Source organism: Eubacterium sp. LMAG:50 (genome assembly GCF_008680265.1).
Lineage (GTDB): Bacteria > Bacillota > Clostridia > Lachnospirales > Lachnospiraceae > Eubacterium_U > Eubacterium_U album.
Map to the genome: position 1 here is coordinate 92986 of NZ_NALP01000004.1, position 25168 is coordinate 118153.

Genomic DNA, 25168 nt, shown 5'->3' on the forward strand with positions numbered 1-25168 from the left:
TCCGCAGGCATCTTATTTTTATCTTGGAATTCCTTCTGCTATTCTTGTTATTCCAACATAAATCTGTGAAATTTTATACCATGTTGCAAAGTCCACAATTCCAGTCTGTGGTAAATCAAATATTTTTTGGAAAGCTTTTACTGCATCTCTTGTATTTTCACCATATATTCCATCTGCATTTAATCTTGGGATTTCAGTATACACCTGTGCAATTGTATCTAGCTGTTCCTGAATTTGTGCTACCTTCTGTCCGCTTGCACCAATATCTAAATCATATCCCGGCCATGAAATTGGAATTCCGGCAATTTGCTCAGCCGTATTTATATACATATCATCGCCATAATAATACCTGATTATTTCAATTGTAGAATACCCTCTCTCTCCTAAGTTGCATGATCCCCACTGGCTTAACCAATTCGGACAGGTTACTCTTTTTCCATCACAATACTGTGTAAGAATTGGCTGCCTTACATCTGGCCTTGATAAATATTGATCAAATATATTATCTACAACAAGACTAATTGATTCAAAAATGTTTCTGCCATAAATCCATTTCTGATCATATGCTGTAGATGAAGTAATTGTAAAATCGTATCCTTTGTTTCGATACCATTCTGTGTAAACCCTGTTTAAAGTAAACGACATAATTGCAAGGACATTTGCCTCGATTGTTGCAGTAGGCCAGGTTGCATATATTTCACTCGAAGCAACATTTTTAATATAATCACGATAATTTACATAGTAGTTTTGAGCGCTGCTATCAGATGGAATCCCATCATGTACAACAATTATTTCAGGCACAACTACTCTACTCAGAACAATTTCACCCGGTTCATTAACAGGCTTAATTTCTTCTTCCGGAACCTTTGGCGGATACTCGCCATATAAAGTATGGTCGGGAATAATTATATCTTCAATCAGCGATGCATTTTTGCTTGTTAATCTTACATTTTGAATAGCCAACACATCCGGCAAAATTTCTGCATTTTCAATGAATTCTGTTTCATATCCTAACGCTTCTATACGAATATTGTAAGTTGTATATGGTCTGGTTGTATTTGCCTCATTCAAACTAAGTTCAATAGGTGGCGCAGGTAATTCTATTGTCTCCGTCTGTCCCGATGAATTTGTAGTAAGCCTTTCTATTATATTATTAGGGCTGTCAGAAGCTGCTATAGTTACAGTTGCATCCCTAACCGGTACATTTTCTCTTGTAACAACATTTACCTGAAGTTTTCCTGTATAAGAAGACTCTACTTCCATTTTAATAAGCATATTTTTTCCTTATTTATAATTATTCTATTATATGCTGCTAAATTTACTAATTTACCATAAATTTTAAATTTATTCTGTTAACGATTCCATACTTGTAATAACTTTCAAATTTGTAATAGTTTTCATATTTATAACAACTTTCGAATTTATAGCAACTTTCGAAATATAACAATTGAAATAATAACAGCTCTGGGATAAACTATATTGTATTGTGAGGCTTAAAATTTTAACCCTCATAATAGTATTTATTTATACAAAACTGAAAGGATTTTTTGCAAATGAGAAAAAAAGATTTAGCTTTAGAAGTTATAGATAGATTAAAAAAATGTTATCCCGAATCAGATTGTACTCTTGATTACAATGAAGCTTGGAAGCTGTTAATCAGCGTTCGCCTTGCTGCCCAATGCACTGACGAAAGAGTTAACAAAATTGTTCCGAAGCTTTATGAAAAATTTCCTGACATTGAGTCATTAGCTAATGCCGATATATCTGAAATAACAGAAATTGTTAAACCATGTGGTCTGGGAAACAGCAAAGCCAGAGATATTAGTTTATGCATGAAAATGCTTAGAGATAAATATGATTGTAAAGTTCCTGATGATTTTGATGAATTATTAAAATTACCGGGCGTCGGACGAAAAAGTGCAAATCTTATTATGGGAGATGTTTTTGGAAAACCTGCTATTGTTACAGATACACATTGCATCCGTCTATGCAACAGAATTGGTCTTGTAGATAATATAAAAGACCCTAAAAAAGTCGAAATGGCCTTATGGAAAATTATTCCTCCCGAAGAAGGGAGTGATTTCTGCCACCGTCTTGTAGACCACGGTCGCGAAGTTTGTACCGCAAGAACTACTCCTCACTGCGATAAATGTTGTCTGAATGACATTTGCAAAAAAAGAATATAAATAAATTCCCTTTAATTAGCTTTTAAATTAGCCATATTAAAGGGAATTTTTAATATCTTATAGTTTATTATTTTGATGACGGGGTCAAAAATTCTAAGCCCACATAATCCTGTTCAAATCTGTAGTACTAATTTATTTTTTTCTCTTATAAGTTCTAAAATAATACTCAATATCAAAATAAGTGCATTCATCACTTTCATCTGCTATATACCATTCATCTGTCAACTTATCAAGATTCGGAATAAATGTGTCAGCACTGTATGAATTATCAATATAAGTTACATACGCTGTATCACAATACGGCAACATTTGCTCATAAATACTTCCGCCGCCTATTACATAAGCTTCTTTATCATTATATTTTTCAGCCTCTTTTACTGCTTCTTCAATACTATTTACAACAATTGCACCATCAGCCTTAAAATTAGTATCCTTTGTAATTACAATATTTACCCTATTCTTCAATGGTCTTCCATTTGGAAAACTATTTAATGTCTTTCTTCCCATAATAATTACATTACCTGTAGTCGTTTCTCTAAAAAACTTCATATCATCAGGTATGCTTATAAGTAAATCATTTTTATATCCGATTGCCCACTTATTATCAACTGCAACTATTAAATTCATATGAATACTCCTTTACTTCTTTATTTCTATACTGCAACAGGAATATTTTTTATCTGAGGACCTGTTATATAATCATCTAATCTGAAATCATCAACTGTAAAATCATAAAAATTCTTAACTTCAGGATTAATCCAGAACTTCGGTGCCGGATGTTGTTCTCTTGCAATAAGTTCTTCAACAAGTGGAACATGTTTATCATAAATATGTGCATCCGCAATCACATGTACTAATTCTCCAACTTCCATATCTGAGACCTGAGCAAACATATGAAGAAGAACCGCATATTGACATACATTCCAGTTATTAGCTGTCAAAATATCCTGGGAGCGCTGGTTTAAGATACCATTTAACACCAATTTACCTGTTTCTTTATTTTTTGTAACATTAAATGTCATACTATAAGCACATGGATACAAATTCATTTCATGCAAATCCTGATGTACATAAATATTTGTCATTATTCTTCTGCTGTATGGATTATTTTTCAAATCATACAAAACTCTGTCTACCTGATCCATCATACCTTCTTTGTACTGATGCTTTACTCCGAGCTGATAGCCATACGCCTTTCCGATTGAGCCATTTTCATCAGCCCAGCTATCCCAGATATGACTGTTTAAATCATTTATATTATTAGACTTTTTCTGCCAAATCCATAAAATTTCATCGACACAATTTTTTAAATTTGTTTTTCTTAATGTAAGTGCAGGAAATTCTTTTTTCAAATCGTAACGATTTACTACACCAAATTTCTTTATTGTGTAGGCATAACTTCCGTCGTCCCATTTTGGTCTTACTTTTTCACCTTTTGTATCTATTCCATTTTTCAATATGTCTGAACACATATCTACAAATACTTTATCTGCGTAACTCATATATTACGTATAATCCAATTATCTTCTTTTAAGGCTAATGGATTATTCTCCTTTCTGATTTTCTTACTATGGCATTATAACATTTGAATCGTAAATAATAAACCAATAAATTTTATTAGTCTATTCCAAGTTCTTTTAAGAAACCTTTACACCCTTTTATCACATCATCATATGTTGCATCAAAATTTCCTGTGTACCATGGGTCTGCTATGTCTCCGGATTCTCCTGCAAATGATAATAATTTATATACTTTGCCTTCTAAATCATTGCCAATAATTCTGTTTATATTTCTTATATTTGCCGTATCCATTCCAATTATGTAATCAAATTCGTCATAATCCTGCTTCGTCATTCGTCTTGCCTTGTGATTTCCACATGGAATGCCTACGCCTCTTAATTTATTTTTTGTACCCGGATGAACTCCGTTACCAATTTCTTCATAACTTGTAGCCGCTGAGTCTATGTAAAACTTATCGGCTACACCTTTTTTATTTACCATGTCCTGTAGGACGTATTGTGCCATTGTCGAGCGGCATATGTTGCCGTGGCAGATGAAGAGTATTTTTATCATTGTTTTATTTCTCCTTGATTTGCCCCGGAATGCCCTGTTTTGCAAGGGTTGCTGGGGTTATGGTGATATGCTCTGAAATTACAGATTGTGGCAAATCAGAGCAGAATTGAGCAAGTTGTTACTCCCTGTTAGTAGTAAAATTGGTAGTAAAATGAGGTATACTTACTACTAAGAAATTTCCGTTTATCGATATTATTAATCTCATCTATATTAGAAAGTAATCAAGTCGCTACTTAATACTATTATAATATAATGTTTTCTTTATGCACTAGATTGACACAAATCTTCATGGCAATTCTACATAAAAACTAAATCGTTACATTTTTCAATTCAGCTAATAAAGCTGTCTTTACTTCAACAATATTAATATTATTAATCTCTATGCGGCGTTTTATTTGATTACTTAGATCAACTATTTGGTAATACAAATTCTTATCATTAATCATTGTTTCAATATCTCCAATATTATGGCTATATACATTTATAGACCTATTATCTTTAATAACCACCATTTTTCTAGGATTGATGCTCCAATAATCTTTTACTCCGCTATCATTCGTTGCAAAATATGGAAGAATAACCATCTGCGTCTTTTCATCATATAATGACATCTCTTGTTCTATCAATCTTGCATGATATATGTCCCATGTGCTATTTCTGACAGCATTTTCTAAGCCATTTTTTATACTAGAATGAAACTTAGCAAAAGTATACTTTATAACATCCTGACTATTTTTTAAATATAAACATAATAAATATAGTTCATTTATCATTATACACTTTAACTCATTCAAACAAAATTTCACTAACTCATCGACCTTATTACAACATTTCTTATCTGCTTTAATTATTATTGCTTTCATCATCATACAAAATATAAAGTCATACTGTCTATTCAAAATATCATTATTACACATCTGTCCAATTTGTTTGTAGTGATTATAAAACCGTTCAAATTCTCCTTGATTTACAGTTTCTAAAGCTAATTTCTTACCAAAACTATCCGCATGTAAATATTTATAAAACGACTCCATAGATCTTCGGAACAATCTCTCATTATAAGACTTACTAAGTCGTTCAATAACACTATTTCCTATTTCCAAGTCATAATTTTCATTCTTAATATAATTCAGGAAATCAACTAAATCTAACTCATCATCAATTATCTTTCCATTTAAATAATCATCAATTCTTGATATGACATTTATATCAAAATATATTCTCTTCGCCACATTAAGTTGAACTCTATCAATATTATTGTTATCCAGAATCCACATCTTACAATAATCGCCAATGCTACATAAATGGTATTTTCCAAAACTTCTATCTTCAAGGTCTTCAAAATTCGAAGCTTCCTCATCAAATAGGGCAATCTGTATATTCTTAAAAAGATTTGTATTCTTTTTCATTATTGCTATTTTTTCTACCGTTCCCTCACAATTGATAATTTCTTGCAAAACTATCTGCTGTAACTCTTCCATGGACATGTCTTCACCTCAATAAAATTTCATTTTTACTTTATATTATATCGTCACCCTTATCATTTTTCCATAGAAAAACGCCCCAGCCAAGCCGAAGCGTTATCCATTTTCTATATCAAATTACCTTAAACACCTTCTGCGACATCGGTTTCTCCTTCTTCTGTTCAACCTCCACCTGTGCCTTTCTAAACTCCTCCATTCGTTTCAATTCTTCCTCGGCATCATCAAATCCGATATGCGTGTACACATTCATCGTGACTGATATATCCGAATGTCCCATGAGGTATTGTAATGTCTTTGGATTCATTCCCGATTTTGCCATATTCGAACAATAGGTGTGTCGGCATACATGAGGTGTAATATTTGGCATCTGTACTCGGTAAATGTCATTGTATCTGCCGACCATACGATTAAAGCGGTGTTGCCAATGCATTGCAACAAGTGGCATTCCATTATCATCATAAAACAGGAATCCACTATATCCATCTATGGCTTTCTCCACTTTCGGTGTATTTCTATCCTCAATGATTGCCTGAAACATCTGTGCCACATCCTCCGTGATTGGTAATACTCTTGTTCCGGCATCCGTCTTTGTGGTTTCTATGATGTACCGCATATCTGATGTTCTCTGCAACTGATGGTCAATATTTATGGTTCTATTTTCAAGATCAATGTCTTTCAGCGTCAATCCACAAAATTCCGATATTCGCATTCCTGTATGAAATAATATGTACACCACTTCATAGTATTTACAGTACACCACATCGTCATGCACAAACTTTAGGAACTTTCGCATCTGGTCTTTGGAAATTGCCTCTCTTGTGACTGCATCATTTACCAATACTCCAGCAAGCTGAAATCCAAATGGATTCTTTACCAGAATGTCATCATCCACCGCCATCTGAAAGGCTGGTCGCAGCACTCCCCGGATGGTATGAATGGAACTGTAGCTTTTGCCATCTTCCTGTTGCAATTTTATAAGGAATAACTTTGCATCGGAAGTTTTCACACTCCGTATCGTCTTTTTGCCAAATGCTTCCTTCGCAAGTAATCTCTGCACTGTAACATATCCCTGTTTCGTGCTTTGCCTTACTCCGGTCTTTGTTTTCAAATATCGGTCTACAAGTTCACAGACAGTCATCTGTCCGTCCACGATATTTACAAGCAAATCCAAATCTGTGTTTACCTGTTTTTCCAACTCTCGAAGGGAAAGGCATGGTTTCTTGCCCTTTGGGAGTTTATCCGTAGGCTCCAGTTTCCAACTATAGACAAAATGTGGTTTTCCATCAATATGGTATTTATATTGATATTTTCCGTCTGCTCTTACACTCTCTCCCGGTCTTAATACTCTACGCTTGGAATCTCGCCTTGTCTGTCCTCTTCCTGCCTTTGCCATTATACCCGCCTCCTTAGTTCTGGATGGTTACGCAGATACCTTTCAAAGACTACACGAAGAATCAGCTTGCGTTCTCCGTAGTATGCTAGAAAATCTTCCCCATCCGTATTATTCAATAAATCATAAAATTTTCTCCGGCTCAGAACAAAATATTCAATTGCCTCAGAAGGATTCAAAATATCCTTTTCTGCTAAACTTGGTCTTGCCATAAAAGTACTTCCTTTCTGCCAAAAGTGGCTGTTTTCAAGGGTTTTCGGGGTCATCCTATGTTCGCTCTTATGCCCTGTAATAGCAACTACTTTCGGCAGATAAAAGGAACTATATTTCTGAAGAATTAAGAATAAATTCTTCGAACTTTGGGCGGATAATGAGGAATCGGTTTCCACAGTACACCGCCACCGTTCCAAGGTTATCCTCTGCAATTCTTCTCAGTTTCTTTATACCAATATTAAAATAAGCTGCTGCCTCCTTGATGGTGAGCATATACTTCTCACTAACAGGAAGCGTTTCATTGCTTTCTGCATTCATAGTATCTCTCCTTCCGACAAGGTGGTCACACAGCTGACTCCTTTGTACTATTTTTCCTTTTTTGTCATTTTTACTCTGATTCTGTGATATTTGCCCCCAGGGGCGGTCTGAATCTCTGTCACCTTTTATGCAGGGCAACGGTGCCGCCCCTTCACGCACAAAAACTGCGAATTTAAACGGGGTATTAACCCCCAATACAGCTAAATACCATACAAGGGGCATATATCCCATTCAAGATGATAGAAATAAAATCAAACAATTCTATGATTATTTCCCTGCATCTGCCATCTGGATAACCTTGATTGCTTCATTTCTTACAAGTTTTCCGTCAAGGAACTCAAATGCAAGATATCCAATCTGATCATACAGTACAAATTTTTCCAACAATGTTCTTACCGTCACAGGCTTTCTTCCCACAATCCAGTAATAAGAAAAGTCACCAAATGCAATCGGCTTAGTACCTGTTTCGATATCCGGCATATATTCCGAAATAATAACCTGTTTGCCAAGAATTGTATCATTTGCCTGATTCCACAAATAATTGCCATCGTTATCCTTCAGCTTTCTGAGTGCAAGTGCTGTCTTATCATTCATAAGCCAGATGCCATTTTTTCTGTATTCCTTATCAACACTAAAATATAAAGAAATCACATCATCATAAGTCAGCGTTTCTACTGTCAGTGCTGTTTTGGCTCCATCTGTATGATGAAGTATACCAGTAGGCTCATCTGCTCCGGTTCCATTAATAAATGCGTTATCCTCTGCTTTTCCAAATGACTTCCCAAGCTTTTGTGTCAGATACTTTTCAATATCAAATCCTACGTCATTTACAAAATCCTCATCCAAAGTAACGATAGCTGCCAGCTTATAGCTTTCAATCGTTTTTTCATCGAAATCCCCGGCACTTTCATATACCGGGATTGCAGCTCCCTCCGCTACAAATTCCGCCTTATCCTTGCAGTCCTTTGCAAAGATTTTGTAGCCATTTTTGTATGCACGAATAACTGTCGCTATCTTTCTGAAATCAGATTCCTTTTCAATTTCATTCATGACCTTTCCGGCTGCAACAGTCGGCATACTGTAAGTTCCTGTGCTAATATCCCTGCCCTTTCTCTCTCGCCTCTTTGTTTCTCATCGCATTCCAGAACTGAATATCATATTCCGGCTGCGCCGTAATCTGTGTATTACTAATCATGTTCTTCTCCTCCTTAATTTCTGTCGCACACAGGGCATTTATAAAGTCCAAGTGTATTTAATGTCAGCTGTCTCCCAATCTGTTTCAAATGATTGCCACACTTCGGGCAATGAATTTCATACGCAAATGCCATTTCCTCTGTATGATCACTGCTCGCATGAAGTCTATACGTTCTCTTTATCTTTCCTGTCTCATCCCGGCTCAGTTCATCCGTCAAATACAAGCTACACATTCTCTGTGCATATTCTTCAGTATAATAAGAATGGGACGCATTCAGCAATGTCCCTTCCTTATTCAGTTTTGTTAATGGAAATACCATAGTAAAATCCTCCTTCTTTCTATCGTCTGCACCTGTCACAGGTGTACAGACCAAGTTTATTTGCATCATGATTCTGAGCCATCTGCCTTAATACCGCACCGCACAGAGGACAGTGAATTTCTATTCTGTCAGTAGCATTCTGGCTCATCGGCTCTTTTGAATAAAGCCTGTAATAATTGGAAATAATCTCCGACAGGTACATTCTACTGTTCTGCCGTACTGTTTCCTTGTCTGTTGATAAAAACATCAGTACCTTTTCCAGTCCATCTGTATCTCCATCAATCAGAGGATGGTATCTTATCCTCTGCATCCACTACACCGCCTTTCCATCTAATCTTGTAAATCTGTCTCTGCAGAAATCCATTGCATCTTCATAAGTAGGGAACACCAGACACGAAAATCCATACTGCACTTTCCATATTGGAAAATCCTTGTCCTGCTTCTGAGATACCACCACAGGCAATCCTGCCCTTCCCTGCAATAAATCCTTGCATTCATATCCCTCTCTTGAAAACATCTTCTTATCAGAATCTGTCAACTTGAAATCAGTTCCATAAAATATTCTGTATGTCATCTTCTTCTCTCCTTCCTTTTATCTGTGGGTAGCAGTTCTATCTTCCGAGGTAGCAGTACAGGTAGCAGCAATTCTTGTAACTGCTACCCGGCTTATCCCTTGTTTACCAAGGGTTTCCGGCTATTTGGCAGCAGAAGGTAGCAGTTCTCACGGTTTTATAATCACAATTACTCTTTTCATATGCCGTTTTATTTCTGCATTAAACTTTTTGTTTTTCAGCTAAGAAGTTAAAAACTCTGCTACCCATTGCTACCAATATACTCAATGCCTTGTGTTTACTGACTTTTCACGGGTAGCAGTACCTAAAATCTCTGCTACCCGGCAAGGAACTCTGTTTCCTCATATCCGTATTCCTTGGCATAAAGTTCCTTAGTTTCCTCTGTTATCGTGAAATCTTTATAATAGGTATTACCCTTCTGTCTTGTTGTCACATCTGCAAATATGCCACCAAGATATCCTGCAAGCTGTTCTCTGAACTCTTTTGCAGTTCTGGCATAACCATGATTGTTCTCCCTGCACCAAGCCTGATATACCTTGTATATTCTTCCTGTGGTACAATGCCTAACAATCTTTCCTTTCTCCCAAGGACACATGCATTCTTCATAAAAAGAAATCACTGTACTGTTTGCACTCTGGTAATCTCTTCTTGCCTCTGCAATGCTGTCCGGCTCTGTAAATCGATATCCATTTGCTATAACAATCTGCAACGCTTTCACAGCTTTTTTCACAATGCCTCTGCGCTCTGCAAACATTTTTTCTAAAAGCTGCTTGTCCTGCTGTTATTTCGGTATCACATTCGGGCAATCCACCACCATGATGCGATCCTATACCCATTTGCCGTCATCTCCCCCGAACTTCGGCAGCCGGTTCATGCAGAACCACAGCAATCCATTAAATGTAAATTCAAATGCCTGCTGTCCTTTAAATTTTGCAAAAAGGCTGTCCCCGCCTGTCATTTTCTTGAATGTTTTCAGTTCATCCACAGACAAAAAACTCATATCCGAACTTCCTGCAAGCCTTGTTCCATACACTGCCCCTGTTCCAAACCGGGATTCAATTTCTTTCAGATCAATGCCTATAAAGTTGCCCCTGCCAAGCAGACGCTCCACAAGACTTTTAAGCTGTGACTTTCCTGTATCTCCCTGCCCTACAAGAAATAATGCTTTTTTCATTCGCCAGCCTTTCACATTGGAAATACAGACACCAATAAATTCCATCAACAGCTGCTTTACCATCTCATCTCCGTTAGTAAGCGTGTCCATATAAGAATCAAATACAGGTGTATCAATATACTCATCCGACCATTCACAAGGAAGTTGTATGGTGGAAAGTATATCTGCTGAATGTGCTATCAGTTCTGTATCAGTTGCAGTAATCTTCAAAATTCCATTCTGGAAATTGATGATATCCTCATCTGCATTCAATGCATCCTGACTTACATATGTAATGTCTGTGGTAATATGCAAAAGCACCTCATTGACCTTACTCATCTTCACAAGTTTCTCATCATAATCAGCAATATACTTTTTTATGATTCCAAGCAGCATATTATCTGCATAAAGCCTGTAACATCCACCTTCGTATACATATTTCAAAAGTCCCTGTTTACCGTTGTCTCTGACTAAAATATATTGCAAATGCTCTCTTACATATTTTGCAAGAAGCGGTACACTCACATATGGTTCTCCTGTCTGTTCGTTAAACTTTATGAAATCAGGATGTTCCATTTTCGACCTGTGAAATACACCATTACAGGCTGAAATTCCTGCATTGATTGTGTTTTCCCTGTAATCGTCCCTTTCCCATTTGCTTCGATATAAAGCAGAGCTGCGAAACACTTCATCAATCGCATCCGAGTCTGCTCCTGTCCTAAATGCTATCAAAGCACAAAGAGCAGCATCCGCCTCAGACTGGGAACCATATTCACTGAAATCACCTTTATCATAAAGCCGGATGAACTTATCTCCGTTCTTCTGCTTACGAAGATCACAGACAATATCAAATACGGCCCGATCACCATCACGCTTTGCACTGTACTTTGCTTTCGGCTTTTTCCTCATTTCCTTATCCAATGTGGTAAGAACCGCCTGTGTACAGTCAGCTATCGGCAGACTGTTAATCGTATTTCCTGTAAAAGTGCCATATCGGTTTGTAATATCACCGATATAAAGTTCCAATCCAATATCAGAACGTTTCTGATAATATTCACTGTCCAGCACAAGTCTCTTCCTTCTGTCATCAAAATGTACCGGAAGTTTCGTAATATCACACTGACCAATAATATGAATCCCTTTGCCACTTGGAGATACTTCTGCATAGGAAGAAAACCGAGATAACACAAGCTGTGCAAATGGATCTGAAATATCCTTATGGTCTATATCTAATAAGAAGAAGCCTTTCGGAATCTTCAAGCCAAGCCCCGATGCCTGAAACTGATTTCTGGCTGATTCTGCATCATCAAAAGATACCCATGTACCCTTATGTGCATCATCTGTTCCTGTAGCTCCTCCGTTTGCTGCGAATGGAACTTTGGTAACTTTCCCATTCCTGCCGGGTTTTGCTGACCATAAAAACCACAGCTTTTTATCCTTTAATTCATCCACTGTCATATCTCCCATCCTACTCACCTCCTCCTTTTCTGCAATCCTGTTTAATGGTTAATAGATGTTCTTACAAGCCATTCTTTATAGGCTTCAATCGGAATCAAAATTCTTGCTCCGATTCGTATTGTTGGAAATCCCGGTGTCTTTACAAGTTCATATGCCTTTGGCAGGCTAATTCCCATCTGTGCAGATAATTCCTGCACACTCATAGTTATCTTTTCCATAAGCCTTTTCTCCTCTCGTAAATTTTGTCATGTCCGTCTCTTCAATGACTGTATATCTGCTACCGCTCTTGGCGGCTACCAGTCTCGGCAGTAACAAACACTTATCTATTGAGAACGGGATTCAGTTTTCAAGGTATAAATCCGTTACATCATTTTGTGTAACTTTTTATTGTTTTCATGAGGATTTTAAGATATAATGTAACCGAAGTCTAAAGACTAGTGGTAACGCTAACGGTTACGGATTAACGATAGGTTTGTGAGGTGAGAAGATGCCATTTAATTGGAACGGAGACTATATTCCGTCTAAAGCAGATAAAACAACAGACATATTGGGTTCAAAAGAAATAGGTGGTATTGGACAACTCATATACCACCCATTCAGATTTGCAAGTTATGATATCAGCTATGATGGAAAAGATTACTGTGCCTATCCCGTATGCAAGAAGGGGCAAGAACCAACATTTCCTAATGATGATACTCTGACAGGACGAGGAATCCTTGTAAGCCTATGTAATCTTGCAAAGGTAATAGACAGCTTTGAGAACAAGATTCCTAAAGAACAACTTATAGTCAGATGGTGCATGGAGAATATGCATCCTTACAGCATTGACTTTATCTACTCAGAACTTATAGAAAATTTTGATATCAATACCATTGACGCAGAAATGGTCGAGCATGATGGAATCTTTGAGACTGACAGATTTATGAGTGATTTAGGAAAACTTTATAATGCCGTCCGATTCTATGTTGCACTTGAAGGAATTCTATTTGCCGAAGATGATGTAGCATATAATCTTTATGAAGAAGGACGATACTTTGAAAGTTACTCCTACTTTGAGAAATACAAACATGCAGTTCCCGAAGTACCGGATGATATAGTTGGTGAACCCAACACTCCTCAAGAACTGTTGGAAAGCATGATGCGTACTAATCAGTACATAGAAGATCATCCTGTAGAACAACCGCCAGAAGATTCGTTTGATTTTAACAATAATCCCTATGATGATTATGATGAGCTTCGGAAAACGCTTGCAGACTTTATCCCGGAATTTAATATGAAGTTAAAGCTTAATTCTTCTACTGGAAGATACGAATTTTCTGCTGATATTGATTCCGTGTTTGATATAGCATGGTACACTCTCGCAAGAATGATTTCAGAAGACTCTGCTCTTGAAAATAAAGTCAATAATGATTCAAGACCAGAAGGTATCATGATATGCTGCCATAACTGTGGCAAATTTATAATAAGGAAAAGTAACAGACAGGAATTTTGTGATTCCGAAGAATGCCAGAAAGTTAGAAATGCTCGAAAACAGAAAGCCTATCGTAAACGAAAAGCATCTGAAAAGGCTCATTTAGCACAGAAAAAGAGACAAAAATCAAAACAATCTGACGCAAGTCCGGATTAATGCACGGCATTCTCTATAAGTTATTTGTATGTGTTTATAGAGAATTATAAGAAAATAGCCTTTTATCTTGGCTGACGGAATACCCCCTATGCAATTTCGTGGAAATATGCGTTTGAGGGGCATCGGTCTTTAGGATGAAATAATACAGAGAAAATACTCCCCTATGGGTGAAGTGAAATGAGGTGTGATGTATGCGATATATTGGAGGAAAATCCAATTTACTTAACGATATTAATAATGTAATCACACAGCGAATGATTAACGTTAATACCGTAATTGATATATTTTCTGGTAGCGGTGTAGTTTCTTCTTTTCTTAAACGAAATGGCTACAATGTCATCGGAAATGATATTATGTACTTTTCATATGTTTTAAGTAGAGGCTCTACCGAGTTAAATCATACTCCTGCTTTTGCTAATTTAGCAATTGCTGACCCTATAGCCTTCCTAAATAATTTAGATATTGCAAATACTGATATAAATCTTGATGATTGCTTTATTTATCAGAATTATTCGCCACATGACAACGTGGCTCGAATGTATTTTCAAAATGATAATGCCATAAAAATAGATATTATAAGAATTACGATAGAAAATTGGCATATGGAACATCTAATCAATGACGATGAATACTATTACTTGCTAGCAGCTCTCATTGCAGCAGTTCCTTATGTTAGTAATATCACCGGCGTTTATGGTGCCTATCTTAAACATTGGGACGCAAGAACATACAACATGCTTACAATAAAAGCACCTGAAATTATAGCAAATAATTTTACCGCTACATTCCATAATGATAATTGTGATATATTGCTTCCCAATATCGTTGGAGACCTTTTGTATGCAGACCCACCATATAACTCTCGACAATATCTGCCTAATTATCATATTTTAGAAACAATTGCTAGATATGATTATCCTAGAATACATGGAGTTACTGGAATGAGGGATTATCAACAGCAACGGTCGGATTTTTGCACCAAAAGAGGAGTCGAAGGAGCATTCAGACGTTTAATTGAAAATGCAAATGTACGTTATATACTAATTAGCTACAATAACGAAGGACTTCTATCTACTGAGCAATTGTCCTCGATATGTCAAGATTACGCTATAAATAATACTTTTGTATTTCAAGAAATTGATTACCGAAGGTATAACAATGCTGGAACAACACCCAGAGGAGTTACAGAACAGTTATATTTCTTCGAAAAATAAGGAAGTGATAAATAATATGTACGATAAGTCACCACTAAACTATGTCGGTGGAAAATATAAAATGTTACCTCAAATCATGCGTTTCTTTCCACGAAGAATAAATAATATGTATGATTTATTTGCAGGTGGATGTGATGTTTGTACAAATATTCAGGCCAATAATATATTTGCTAATGATATTAATTTTTTTGTAATTGACATCTATAGAGCGTTCCAAGCTATGAATATTAATGAACTACTTGATGTCATAGACGGAATCATTGAAGAATGGGATTTAAGCATGGATAACGAAGCAAGTTATTTAGCTTTTAGAAATCATTACAATAGCTTACCTGTTGCACAACGAAATCCGATTGAATTATATGTGCTTGTATGCTATTCCTTCAATTATCAATTTCGTTTTAACAATCATCATGGTTTTAACAATCCGTTTGGTAGAAATCGAAGTAGTTTTAATTCAACTATGAGAGAAAATCTTATTGTTTTTCATAGCAAACTTAATAATATTCAATTTACAAGTTGTAATTTTCTTGACTTGAATCTGGCTTTTTTGGGTCAAGGTGACTTCCTATATGCCGATCCACCATATCGAATTACAACAGCAAGTTATAATGATGGACGCAGAGGATTTAAAGGCTGGTCTTTAGAAGATGATTTAAGATTATTCGAATTATTAGATGATTTGAACCAAAGAGGTGTTAAATTTGCTCTCTCAAATGTAACGCACCACAAAGGGAATACAAACAATGCTCTTATTCAATGGAAAAGGCAAAATCATTATCATGCGCACAGAATCAATTACAATTACAATAATAGTAATTACCATTCACAAAATACAAACCAAGAAACTAGAGAAGTATTAATAACAAATTATTAAGGAAAAGGAGTGACTAAAATGGCAGTTAAACGTACTTTTGGCTGGGTTCAGAATCCGGGAGATTTAAAAAAATTAAAAAAGGTAGTCGGAATTTTCAAAGCAGGCTCTGCGGAAAATTTAGATTTAGTATCAAACAAACTTCCTTTATTATTGACCTACGGTCTAATCAGTAATGATGATTATAATGACTTCATTGCAGAATTGAATAAGACTGACATAGAAATTGATTATTCAAAGTTAAAAGGAAAAGGTTCTGGTTCCAGAACAAGAAAAGACGCTATTTGTACCGGAATAATCCAGGCCATTATTGAGGCTCAACAAAACAAAACATATTCAGATGCTGCTGGTAATTCCATAACTATAAAGAAACCATATACTGATGATTGGACTGCAGAAGGCTTTTTGAGATGGGCCATATCATGTGGTTTACTTGAATATGTCAAAGATGATGATAAATGTAAAATTACTCCTTTAGGTGAAGAACTTGCTAATGCTCCGGATAATTCTCCGGCCGAAACAGAGGCATTAACAAAAGCACTTTTGTCTTATCCTCCTGTTATAAGAATATTATCATTATTAGAAGCACAAGATGAACAAACAAAATTCAATCTAGGTTCCAAACTCGGATTTAAAGGTGAAATGGGTTTTACATCCATGCCACAAGACGCATATCTCTGCGATTATTGCGAAGCTACAACAGCAGGTGAAAGAACCAATGTGCGTTCAAATGAAGAAGGTGATTCCGATAAGTATGCACGAGGAATTGCTAGTTGGTGCATGCAGATGGGGTGGGTAGAATCCAATCAAAAGGATGTTACAGAAACATATAGAAGGAAGAGCTACACTGCAAAGCTTCAAACATATTCGATTACTAGAAAAGGTGAAAAAGCTCTGATTAAAGCAAGAGGTAATTCAAGCAATCCTCGCTTAGCTAGAGTTCTTATGTTTGAAATGCTTGCTTCAAATAAAGTGTCTAGTGCTAATTATTTGCGATTTGTTCGCGCTTGTATAATTAAAGCTCTTACAAGTTCCGATAAATCAACCGACCAATTAAAAGAAGCTTTAAAAGGTTATGAATTAGATGTAGATGACACTGCTATAAAAGACCATATTGAAGGCTTGATTTCAATTGGCTTGGAGATTACAGAAAATGCTGGTAAATATAGATTACTTGATAAAATTGAATGCTTAGAAATTCCAGCAAGAACAGAGTGTGTTAAAGATAATGTTGTTGACATTAAAGATAGGGTTAGAAATAAGCTTATACATCTTGACCATAAGTATCTTGCGCTTATCGACTTGGCATATAGTGATGCTGCTTCTAGAGCAAAAAAGAATGCCGACGCAAGAGAATTTGAAATTCAGACAGCTGACTTATTTACAAAGGAATTATCGTTTAATGGACAGAGACTTGGTGATTCAAGAAAACCAGACGTTATTATTTCCTATGGTTTAGATGGCACTATTGTTGATAATAAATCATATAAAGATGGATTTAATATAAGCCGTACTTGTGCTGATGAAATGAGTCGCTATATAAACGAAAATAATTTAAGGCAAAAGTCCTTGAATCCAAATGAATGGTGGAAAAATTTCGACTCCACTATTACCACTTATACATTTCTATTTATCACTTCATACCTCAAAGGTCAGTTTGAAGACCAACTCGAATATGTGTCTAATGCTAATGGAGGCATTAAAGGAGCTGCCATTGGCGTGGAAAGTTTATTGTATCTTTCTGAAGGAATAAAAGCAGGTCGAATTTCACATGCTGATTTCTACAGTAACTTCAATAACAAAGAAATGATTTATACCGCCTGATATTCATAGAGTATAACAAAGCCATAATCCCAGTAGTCTTTCTATCAACGATTGTGGCTTTTACCATCTCTATTCACTTAAACAGCCAATCTTGCTCCCTTAGTAGTAAGGTCGGTAGTATCGCTCTTTCCATCTGCCTTATTTTGCCCTGTATTGCCCCACTTTACAAATTCCTGCATTATAGTAAAACTGGAGTGCCGTGGCAGATAAATAGTACTCGTATCATAAAATTCTCCTATCATAAAATGCCCTGTAATGCCGGGTTTTGCGTTGGTTTATCGACTTTTCCAGGCATCGTATTTTTCTTGTTTATAACTACACTTTTTGCAAAATACTTCAAACTGGTGCAATTCAAGGCAGTGTGTAGTAGTCAAATCGTAGTCAGTTAAGGGGGTTCAGACTACTGACGGGGGTGTGCATTATTTAACGAATGGTGTTGAAATAATCGACATACCTTCTTAATTACCAACTTAAAATATTCAAACTTGTTTCCAAGAACATTTAAATCTCAATTCCCCACGGAATTATATCCTTGCCTTTACCATTTGGCTTATCCCTCCATGTTGTAAACAGAAATTTATCAAAATTATAAAAATCCGTTTCTCTATATGGATACTGGCGATCAAAACTTCCTATATTTGTAATATAGGAAGTATAAGTTGATCTTAACTCATATTCTTTATATTTCAAACTCCTATTAAGTTGCTTGTATAAAGAATAATTGAAAGCATCATCTATTTTAATGTGCTTAATCATTTCTGAATATTCTCCATCATAATCAACGAACAACGCTAAATTAATTGCACACAATGCAAACACTTTCATTGTCTACTCTGCGTGAATAGTATGCTATTCCATCGTATTTCATCTTTTTACACGCCATCATTAACGATTGTGAGATAATATATTCTGACTTGAATACTCTATTTTCTTCTTTAATTACATAACAGGTTGAAAGGGTTAGAAGATACAGTTTCAACCAACAATGCACCCTATCTTCTTCAAATTCATTTAAACATCTAAAATCTCTTATAGATACAGCCAAATTAAAAATTCTTTGATTTCCTTCTAATAATATTGGTGAAACATTTAAATCTATTTCTGCCGGACACCCCATTTCTATCCAACATCCATATGAAGAATTAGCCAAATACATACTAGGATTACCAGGAATACTAAATCTATAATTTCCAGATTTAGACTTCATTGAATTAGGCAAATGTAACATATCTTTAGCTGTAAATGTCTTGTTTGGAGTTCCCAGTCTACTTCTGAAGAATTGCAACTCATTGGTCTTAATTCCCGGAAAAGCCTCACTGTTATTAACCGAATTTACTGCAAATGGATTATCTCCTATATTCTTTACCAATTCCAAAATAATATTGTTACTTTCTGCTATATCAGCCTTATAATACAAATCTAAGGATTCCAATATTTTTGTACTAAAAAAATCTATAATATCCAAACTTTCCTTATCAGCATTGGCATTTTTTGCCTGTTCCATAACTATTTTATATTTCTTCTCTAAATCGTCTCGATAATCTACATCCTTTTCTAGCTTGAATGGTGCATATAAATCCATTTTTCAACCATGTTAATTTCATTTTTTTGATACCAACCTTCCATGCTTATGTAAAAGACACAATCTGTCCTCCTGCAGCAATATATTAATTTCAATAAAGTTCAATTTTCAATTCCTATTTTACCACATAAACTATATCTCCACCAGTCAAAAAGACACCCAAGCCATATAGCCTAAGTGTCCTCAAAATCTCTTCCTTATTATATTATCATACCACCTTGAACATATTCTGTTTCAAAGGTTTATCATCCGTATCTGAAATTCCCATCTCTTTTCTAGCATTTTCCATTCCCTGCATCTTCTGAAGTTCCTTTTCTGCATCTTCAAGTCCTACATGGGTATACACATTGAGTGTCACAGCTATATCCGAATGTCCCATCAAATACTGTAGTGTTTTAGGATTCATGCCGGACTTTGCCATATTGGAACAATATGTATGTCTGCAAACATGAGGGGTAATATTGGGCATCTGAACCTTATAGATTTCATTATACCTGCTCACCATATGATTGAATCTGTGTTCCCAATGCATGGCTACAAGCGGCATTCCATCTTTGTCCAGAAAAAGAAATCCCGTATAACCATCTACCACTTTTTCAACCTTATAATCTGGTCTATCCTCAATAATTGCTCGAAACATCTCTGTCACTTCATTTGTCATTGGAATAACCCTTGTTCCGGCATTTGTTTTTGTTGGCTCAATTACATATTCTCTTTTGCAAGTTCTTTGTAGCTGATGATCAATATTGATGGTTCTTTTCTCTAAATCAATATCCCTCATCGTAAGTCCACGAAATTCCGAAATTCTCATACCAGTGTGAAAAAGGATATAAATCACTTCATAGTATTTACAATAAACCACATCATCATGTATAAATTTCAAAAATTTTCGCATCTGGTCTTTTGTAACTGCTTCCCTTGTAACAGCATCATTGACTACCACTCCTGCTAATTCAAACTGGAAGGGATTTTTCATAAGGACGTCATCATCCACAGCCATCTGAAATGCCAGACGAAGAACTCCTCGCACTGTCTTTATCGTGCTATGCCCTCTCCCATCTTCCTGCTGCATCTTTATCAGAAACAACTTTGCATCAGATGTCTTTATTTTGATATCTTTTGACTTCCAAAAGGCTCATTTTTAAGAATGTTTCTCACAATCTGCTTTTTTCTTTTCTACCAGCCATTCAAAGCAACCAAGTTCTGAATATTTTTTATAATGATCATATCCTACATCATGTAACAGATAATAGTCGAAATATTCTACACCTGTTTTACGTAACTGCTCATTGAAAATATTGTCTGCTTCATTTTAGTTTTTAAGTGGTAATCTCATCAAGCCAAAACCTAACTTTTTCTGATTCATAATACCCTCCTGGTTTTCTCAAAATATTGCTTTTATTTTAATTGTTTACGGGCAAAATAGCAATAGACCGTTATACATAAAACTTCATCATTATAATGAAATTTTTATAATATAACGGTCTACTTTATTTTTTAATTATTATTTCTTTAAAATTCTAACTTTTTTAGGTTTTGACCACTTCTTGCAGCCAACGGCTCTAACTCGTACAAAAAGTTCCTTTCTCTTTTCAAATGCTTTTTTAGAAATTGTTACTTTTTTATATTTCTTTACTGTCTTTGTTACAATAACTGATGTAAACTTTTTATTCTCAGAAACCTGTACCTGATATCTTTTAGCACCTTTAACTTTTCTAAATGAAAGCCTGATTTTCTTTGCATTTTTCTTCTTTGTTGCTTTCTTTACAACTGTTGTTTTTAATGCTTTGTTTGGAGTCTTTTTCTGTGTTTTCTTTGTTGTTGGAGAGGCTGTTGTTCCTTCAGGTTTTGTTTCACCTGAAGCTGTTGTTCCCTCAGGTTTTGTTTCACTTGGATTTTTTGTTCCCTCAGGTTTTGTTTCACTTGGATTTGTTGTTTCTGGAGTAACCGGCGTTACACCTTTCCCAATCTTATAATCTCCATAAAGACCATCCTTTGCTCCATTTGTAGAAACTCCTGCATTATTGTCTGCCTTCTCGTCTTCTCCTGCCTTAACCATACGCTGGTAAACACGAACATAATCAACTAACATTGTTCCTGATGTAAAACTGCTGTCAGGTACATAACCACTGTCAAATGTTCCACCTGCTGCAAGATTTAAAATAAGGTAAAATCTCTGGTCAAACGGTGCATATGCATTTCCTCTGTCTGAGCCTGAATACCACTCACCATATGTACATTTGAAATAGCATTTGCCATCACAGTAAATCTTAATATTTTCAGCATCCCACTGAACACTGTATACATGCCAGTCGTCAATGCCTGTCTTTTTATTACCATCTCGTGTTATGTTAAATGCATCTGATGTATTAATATTATTTGGCCACTGTGCACCATAATGTAATGTACCAAATACCATATTTGGTGTTCTTCCACGTCCTTCAAATACATCTATTTCACCTGATAATGGCCATGAACCATAACGTGAGTCATTTGGAAGCATCCACATAGCAGGCCATATGCCTGTACCTGTAGGCATTTTTGCTCTGAAATCAACTCGTCCGTATTTCACTGAGAATTTATCTTTTGTTGTAATCTTTCCTGATGAATACTGAGCAGTTGCTTTCTTAGATGGATCACCTTTTTCTGTAAATACCTTTGACTGCTTTTTCATAAGAATATTTAATGCACCATCTTTTACTGATACATTGTCTCTTGTGTAGTATTCAAGTTCCTGATTTCCCCAACCGGCTGTGTTAATATCGTCTTCTTTAAGTAAGAATCCTTCATCATATGACCACTTGCTTGTGTCAAGAGATGCACCATCAAATTCATCATTGAAAATCATCTTCCAACCTGCCGGTGTATATGCATTTGAATTGTCATTTACTTTAATATCTGACATATCTGATGGAAGTGTTGGCTTATAAGATGTATTTCCTTTAATTGTATACAATACATAGTTATTGCTTGCATCTCCACCTTTTTTACCATCAATAGGATATGTGACTTTTATTTCTGTATCCTGTCTTACAGGCTGGAACCAAAGTCCATAAACATGATCAACAAAATAACCCCACTGACTGCTTAGTGAATATTTGTTGTAACCACTTCCTTCATATACCCATCCACAGGCTGCAACATCTGTAAGTGGAATCCACTTTCCATCTACCTTAACTTCGTATTTAAATAAATCCAAATCATCTTTTATAGCTTCTGTTCCACCAATTTTTGGAAGTGGAATACCAACTGATGCTGTACCACTTGTGCTTGCATCGTATGATGTGCCATTATATGCTGTGATTTTGTAATTTGATCTGGTTGGCTTTGTATATGTAACTTTTACATCCTGATGTACATTTGGATTTGACTTTGATGCAAATCTTAATGTAAATGACCAACTGATATTTGTAAACCAATATCCACCATCACCATCTGAGTAATATCCAAAGTTCTGATCCCACAGAAATCCTGATGCTGCATTGCCTAAAAACTGAACAAATCCTTTTCCGTCATTGTTGTCTACTGTAATGTTAACATCATCCTGAATCTGTTCATACTTGATACTCTTGTCTCCATTAAATGTCCATGCTCCCCAATGTGTAGCTGAACCACCTGTTGTATCTGCCTGAATATTTGTTTCTGTTGTAGAAATACTTGTAAGCTTATACTTTGAAAGTTTGTTAAGTTCCAATTTGTAATCAAGATTTATGTTATTTGTTTTTCCATGGAAACGGAAATATGTTGTTTCTGTAAGTTTCATCCAGCAAATCCAGCCACCCCATGACTGATATTCCCATGCCCAAGTGTCATTCCACTTGAAGTAACTTACATCTTCAATTTTCTTCCATTCACCATTTGTTCCGTTTTCCTGTTTAACATAAACCTGAATGTCTTTTTCCACATCTGCAATGGAAAGTTCACTACTGGCTTTTCCGTTAAACTTTGGCATTACAAATCCATAGCTGACTGTACCAACTCCTGAATGTGTAATTGTTGGTCCATCATTTGTTGAATAATAATCCATTGATGAAACAACTTCTGCCGCTGCTCCCTTTACATCACTACCTGAAAAAATTACTCCTGCTGAAGTAAGCAACAATGCCAGAGACATTACAACAGAAATTAATTTTTTCATAGTTTTTCCCATACTAAAAAATTCTTTCATAATACTTCCTTTCTTTTCCCTTACGGAAATAATCTCGCTATACTGCCTTTTAATTATATGAATATTCATTTTTTCTTTAAATGGTCTGTATTTTTATATGATATTCAAATTTTATAAAAACGTTTTAATTATTATAATAACTTTTTACTTTCCTTTTAGTTGCTCCAAACAAATCTTTTGGGGTATCTCTTAAACTAGCTTGCTTAGAACGATTACAATGCTTACAAATACATTGTAAATTTAATACGGAATCTCTTCCACCATATTTCTGTGGAATAATGTGGTCAATATCCATATCACCTTTTCTGAAACTACGTCCACACTTAATACATTTATACCAACCATTGTTGTTATCATATGCATCATTTTTATCAAAATAATTGCTTCTATAACCCCTATCTTCTCTCCTTTCTGCTTGTTTTTACTCTGTGGCTAAACTTTTTTATAGTTTTGGATTATTATACTACAGCTATAAAAATATTACAATTATATATCATATAATATGAGGTGATTTCATGAAGGATATTGATTTCGATTCTATTGGCAAGAAATTAAAAGAAATGGTGTGCTACCTGTCAATAGGACAATAAAAAATAATAAATTTTTGTATCGTCAGCCGATTTACGGCTGGCGATATTTTTAAGCTACTTTTATATATTGATTATGATATTCCATTGGTGTCATCACATTTAACTTTCTTTGTAATCGTTGGTTATTGTAGTAATTAATGTAATCGGTTATAGCTGCAATTAAGGCAGTTCTATCATTGAAATGTTGGCAGTAATACATCTCTCGCTTTAGAATCCCCCAAAATCCTTCCATCGGTCCATTATCAATACAATGGGCGACTCTTGACATGCTTTGTTTCATATGATGTTTCTTTAATCTGGTACGGAACTGCGCACTTGTATATTGAAATCCACGATCAGAGTGGAAGAGTGGATGTGCATCAGGTTCCAAGCGAACTGCTTCATCAAAAGTATCCATAACTAATGGATTATCATTATGGTCACTTATTTTAAAAGTTACAATTCTTCGATCGTATAAATCTAAAATGGCACTCAAATATATCTTGTGAACTTCATTTCCAATGTAATATTTAAACTCGGACACATCAGTGAGCCATTTCTCGTTCGGCTTATCCGCATGAAAATCTCGATGCAAATAGTTTTTTGCAATGTGATTGGGATTCCGGTCTCCTCTGGTACAGCTTTTGGGTTTCCATTTAATATTTGACTTTATATCATATTTTCTACAGATGCGGAGAACTCGTTTATCATTCACATGAATTCCTTTGTGTCCATCTAATTCATCTCGGATTCTACGATATCCCATATCCGGATGTTCTTTATGTATCTTTTGAATTTCAACAGATAACGTTTCATTCTGCAATTCATTATTGCTTTTCGGATGCTTTAGCCAGTTATAGTATGCAGAGCGTGTAATATTAAGATACTTACAAAGTTTATCTATAGGATATCTCTTGTCAGAGGATAATTCTTTGATTGCCTTATATGC

At 35.5% G+C, this 25168-nt stretch carries 28 protein-coding genes; 5 read left to right on the forward strand and 23 right to left on the reverse strand.

The annotated features are described in order from the left end of the window. Positions 1-18: 18 nt before the first annotated feature. Positions 19-1275: a peptidoglycan-binding protein gene (locus CCC31_RS00575; protein WP_290848901.1), complete on the reverse strand. Its 1257-nt coding sequence runs from the start codon at positions 1273-1275 to the stop codon at positions 19-21. 278 nt (positions 1276-1553) lie between these two features. Here CCC31_RS00575 and nth point away from each other — a divergent pair, with 278 nt between their 5' ends. Beyond that, positions 1554-2186, forward strand: coding sequence for an endonuclease III (gene nth, locus CCC31_RS00580; protein ID WP_290848902.1), 633 nt, complete (start codon positions 1554-1556; stop codon positions 2184-2186). Between the two features lie 132 nt (positions 2187-2318). Here the strand turns inward: nth and CCC31_RS00585 are convergent, their stop codons facing one another. From CCC31_RS00585 to CCC31_RS00650, 14 genes are all read right to left on the reverse strand, one after another. After that, positions 2319-2813: a dihydrofolate reductase gene (locus CCC31_RS00585; protein ID WP_178516145.1), complete on the reverse strand. Its 495-nt coding sequence runs from the start codon at positions 2811-2813 to the stop codon at positions 2319-2321. 26 nt (positions 2814-2839) lie between these two features. Then, positions 2840-3688 (reverse strand): thymidylate synthase, encoded by an 849-nt coding sequence (gene thyA, locus CCC31_RS00590; protein WP_260978054.1) that lies wholly within the window; start codon positions 3686-3688, stop codon positions 2840-2842. Between the two features lie 115 nt (positions 3689-3803). After that, positions 3804-4259: a low molecular weight protein-tyrosine-phosphatase gene (locus tag CCC31_RS00595; RefSeq protein WP_290848903.1), complete on the reverse strand. Its 456-nt coding sequence runs from the start codon at positions 4257-4259 to the stop codon at positions 3804-3806. Between the two features lie 308 nt (positions 4260-4567). Beyond that, positions 4568-5740: a hypothetical protein gene (locus CCC31_RS00600; RefSeq protein ID WP_290848904.1), complete on the reverse strand. Its 1173-nt coding sequence runs from the start codon at positions 5738-5740 to the stop codon at positions 4568-4570. A gap of 115 nt (positions 5741-5855) precedes the next feature. Beyond that, entirely contained in the window at positions 5856-7136 is a 1281-nt protein-coding gene (locus CCC31_RS00605) for a site-specific integrase (RefSeq protein ID WP_290848905.1), read from the reverse strand. Then, positions 7136-7345, reverse strand: coding sequence for an excisionase (locus CCC31_RS00610; RefSeq protein ID WP_290848906.1), 210 nt, complete (start codon positions 7343-7345; stop codon positions 7136-7138). The genes CCC31_RS00605 and CCC31_RS00610 overlap by 1 nt, the downstream gene beginning before the upstream one ends. Positions 7346-7454: 109 nt before the next feature. After that, a complete protein-coding gene (locus tag CCC31_RS00615) occupies positions 7455-7664 on the reverse strand; it encodes an excisionase (protein ID WP_117449272.1) in 210 nt (69 codons plus the stop codon). A gap of 267 nt (positions 7665-7931) precedes the next feature. Beyond that, entirely contained in the window at positions 7932-8741 is an 810-nt protein-coding gene (locus CCC31_RS00620) for a phage major capsid protein (RefSeq protein ID WP_290848907.1), read from the reverse strand. Between the two features lie 131 nt (positions 8742-8872). Next, positions 8873-9178, reverse strand: a complete 306-nt coding sequence (locus tag CCC31_RS00625; RefSeq protein ID WP_290848908.1) for a hypothetical protein — start codon at positions 9176-9178, stop codon at positions 8873-8875. A 19-nt stretch (positions 9179-9197) separates the two neighbouring features. Further along, a complete protein-coding gene (locus CCC31_RS00630; protein ID WP_290848909.1) occupies positions 9198-9488 on the reverse strand; it encodes a hypothetical protein in 291 nt (96 codons plus the stop codon). Between the two features lie 3 nt (positions 9489-9491). Then, entirely contained in the window at positions 9492-9752 is a 261-nt protein-coding gene (locus CCC31_RS00635; protein WP_290848910.1) for a hypothetical protein, read from the reverse strand. Positions 9753-10066: 314 nt separating this feature from the next. Beyond that, positions 10067-10480 (reverse strand): primase-like DNA-binding domain-containing protein, encoded by a 414-nt coding sequence (locus CCC31_RS00640; RefSeq protein ID WP_290848911.1) that lies wholly within the window; start codon positions 10478-10480, stop codon positions 10067-10069. Between the two features lie 96 nt (positions 10481-10576). Next, complete coding sequence (locus tag CCC31_RS00645) at positions 10577-12370, reverse strand: DUF5906 domain-containing protein (RefSeq protein ID WP_290848912.1); 1794 nt, start codon at positions 12368-12370, stop codon at positions 10577-10579. Between the two features lie 32 nt (positions 12371-12402). After that, on the reverse strand, positions 12403-12579 hold the full coding sequence (locus tag CCC31_RS00650) for an excisionase family DNA-binding protein (RefSeq protein WP_290848913.1): 177 nt from the start codon (positions 12577-12579) through the stop codon (positions 12403-12405). A 269-nt stretch (positions 12580-12848) separates the two neighbouring features. On the opposite strand from CCC31_RS00650, the gene CCC31_RS00655 reads away from it, so the two are divergent. The 4 genes from CCC31_RS00655 to CCC31_RS00670 all read left to right on the forward strand — a co-directional run bounded on the left by CCC31_RS00655 (position 12849) and on the right by CCC31_RS00670 (position 17900). Then, entirely contained in the window at positions 12849-13988 is a 1140-nt protein-coding gene (locus tag CCC31_RS00655; RefSeq protein ID WP_290848914.1) for a hypothetical protein, read from the forward strand. A gap of 191 nt (positions 13989-14179) precedes the next feature. Then, a complete protein-coding gene (locus CCC31_RS00660) occupies positions 14180-15202 on the forward strand; it encodes a DNA adenine methylase (RefSeq protein ID WP_290848915.1) in 1023 nt (340 codons plus the stop codon). Between the two features lie 16 nt (positions 15203-15218). Then, positions 15219-16079: a Dam family site-specific DNA-(adenine-N6)-methyltransferase gene (locus CCC31_RS00665; RefSeq protein ID WP_290848916.1), complete on the forward strand. Its 861-nt coding sequence runs from the start codon at positions 15219-15221 to the stop codon at positions 16077-16079. Between the two features lie 18 nt (positions 16080-16097). Next, positions 16098-17900: a restriction endonuclease FokI C-terminal domain-containing protein gene (locus CCC31_RS00670; RefSeq protein ID WP_290848917.1), complete on the forward strand. Its 1803-nt coding sequence runs from the start codon at positions 16098-16100 to the stop codon at positions 17898-17900. A 77-nt stretch (positions 17901-17977) separates the two neighbouring features. On the opposite strand, the gene CCC31_RS00675 is transcribed toward CCC31_RS00670, so the two are convergent. The 8 genes from CCC31_RS00675 to CCC31_RS00710 all read right to left on the reverse strand — a co-directional run bounded on the left by CCC31_RS00675 (position 17978) and on the right by CCC31_RS00710 (position 25156). After that, on the reverse strand, positions 17978-18142 hold the full coding sequence (locus CCC31_RS00675) for a hypothetical protein (protein ID WP_290848918.1): 165 nt from the start codon (positions 18140-18142) through the stop codon (positions 17978-17980). Between the two features lie 259 nt (positions 18143-18401). Beyond that, positions 18402-18725 carry a hypothetical protein gene (locus CCC31_RS00680; protein ID WP_290848919.1) on the reverse strand — a complete coding sequence of 108 codons (324 nt, stop codon included), beginning with the start codon at positions 18723-18725 and terminating at the stop codon, positions 18402-18404. Further along, positions 18697-19482 carry an RES domain-containing protein gene (locus CCC31_RS00685; RefSeq protein WP_290848920.1) on the reverse strand — a complete coding sequence of 262 codons (786 nt, stop codon included), beginning with the start codon at positions 19480-19482 and terminating at the stop codon, positions 18697-18699. Before CCC31_RS00685 ends, CCC31_RS00680 begins: the two co-directional genes overlap by 29 nt. A 208-nt stretch (positions 19483-19690) precedes the next feature. Next, entirely contained in the window at positions 19691-20569 is an 879-nt protein-coding gene (locus CCC31_RS00690) for a site-specific integrase (RefSeq protein WP_363347097.1), read from the reverse strand. A 417-nt stretch (positions 20570-20986) separates the two neighbouring features. After that, positions 20987-23650 carry a glycoside hydrolase family 16 protein gene (locus CCC31_RS00695; RefSeq protein WP_290848921.1) on the reverse strand — a complete coding sequence of 888 codons (2664 nt, stop codon included), beginning with the start codon at positions 23648-23650 and terminating at the stop codon, positions 20987-20989. 124 nt (positions 23651-23774) lie between these two features. Next, positions 23775-23945, reverse strand: a complete 171-nt coding sequence (locus tag CCC31_RS00700) for an HNH endonuclease signature motif containing protein (RefSeq protein WP_243003013.1) — start codon at positions 23943-23945, stop codon at positions 23775-23777. Next, positions 23891-24025 carry a hypothetical protein gene (locus CCC31_RS00705; RefSeq protein ID WP_260978328.1) on the reverse strand — a complete coding sequence of 45 codons (135 nt, stop codon included), beginning with the start codon at positions 24023-24025 and terminating at the stop codon, positions 23891-23893. Before CCC31_RS00705 ends, CCC31_RS00700 begins: the two co-directional genes overlap by 55 nt. 264 nt (positions 24026-24289) lie before the next feature. Continuing rightward, positions 24290-25156 (reverse strand): IS3 family transposase, encoded by an 867-nt coding sequence (locus tag CCC31_RS00710; RefSeq protein ID WP_290849065.1) that lies wholly within the window; start codon positions 25154-25156, stop codon positions 24290-24292. Between the last annotated feature and the right edge of the window lie 12 nt (positions 25157-25168).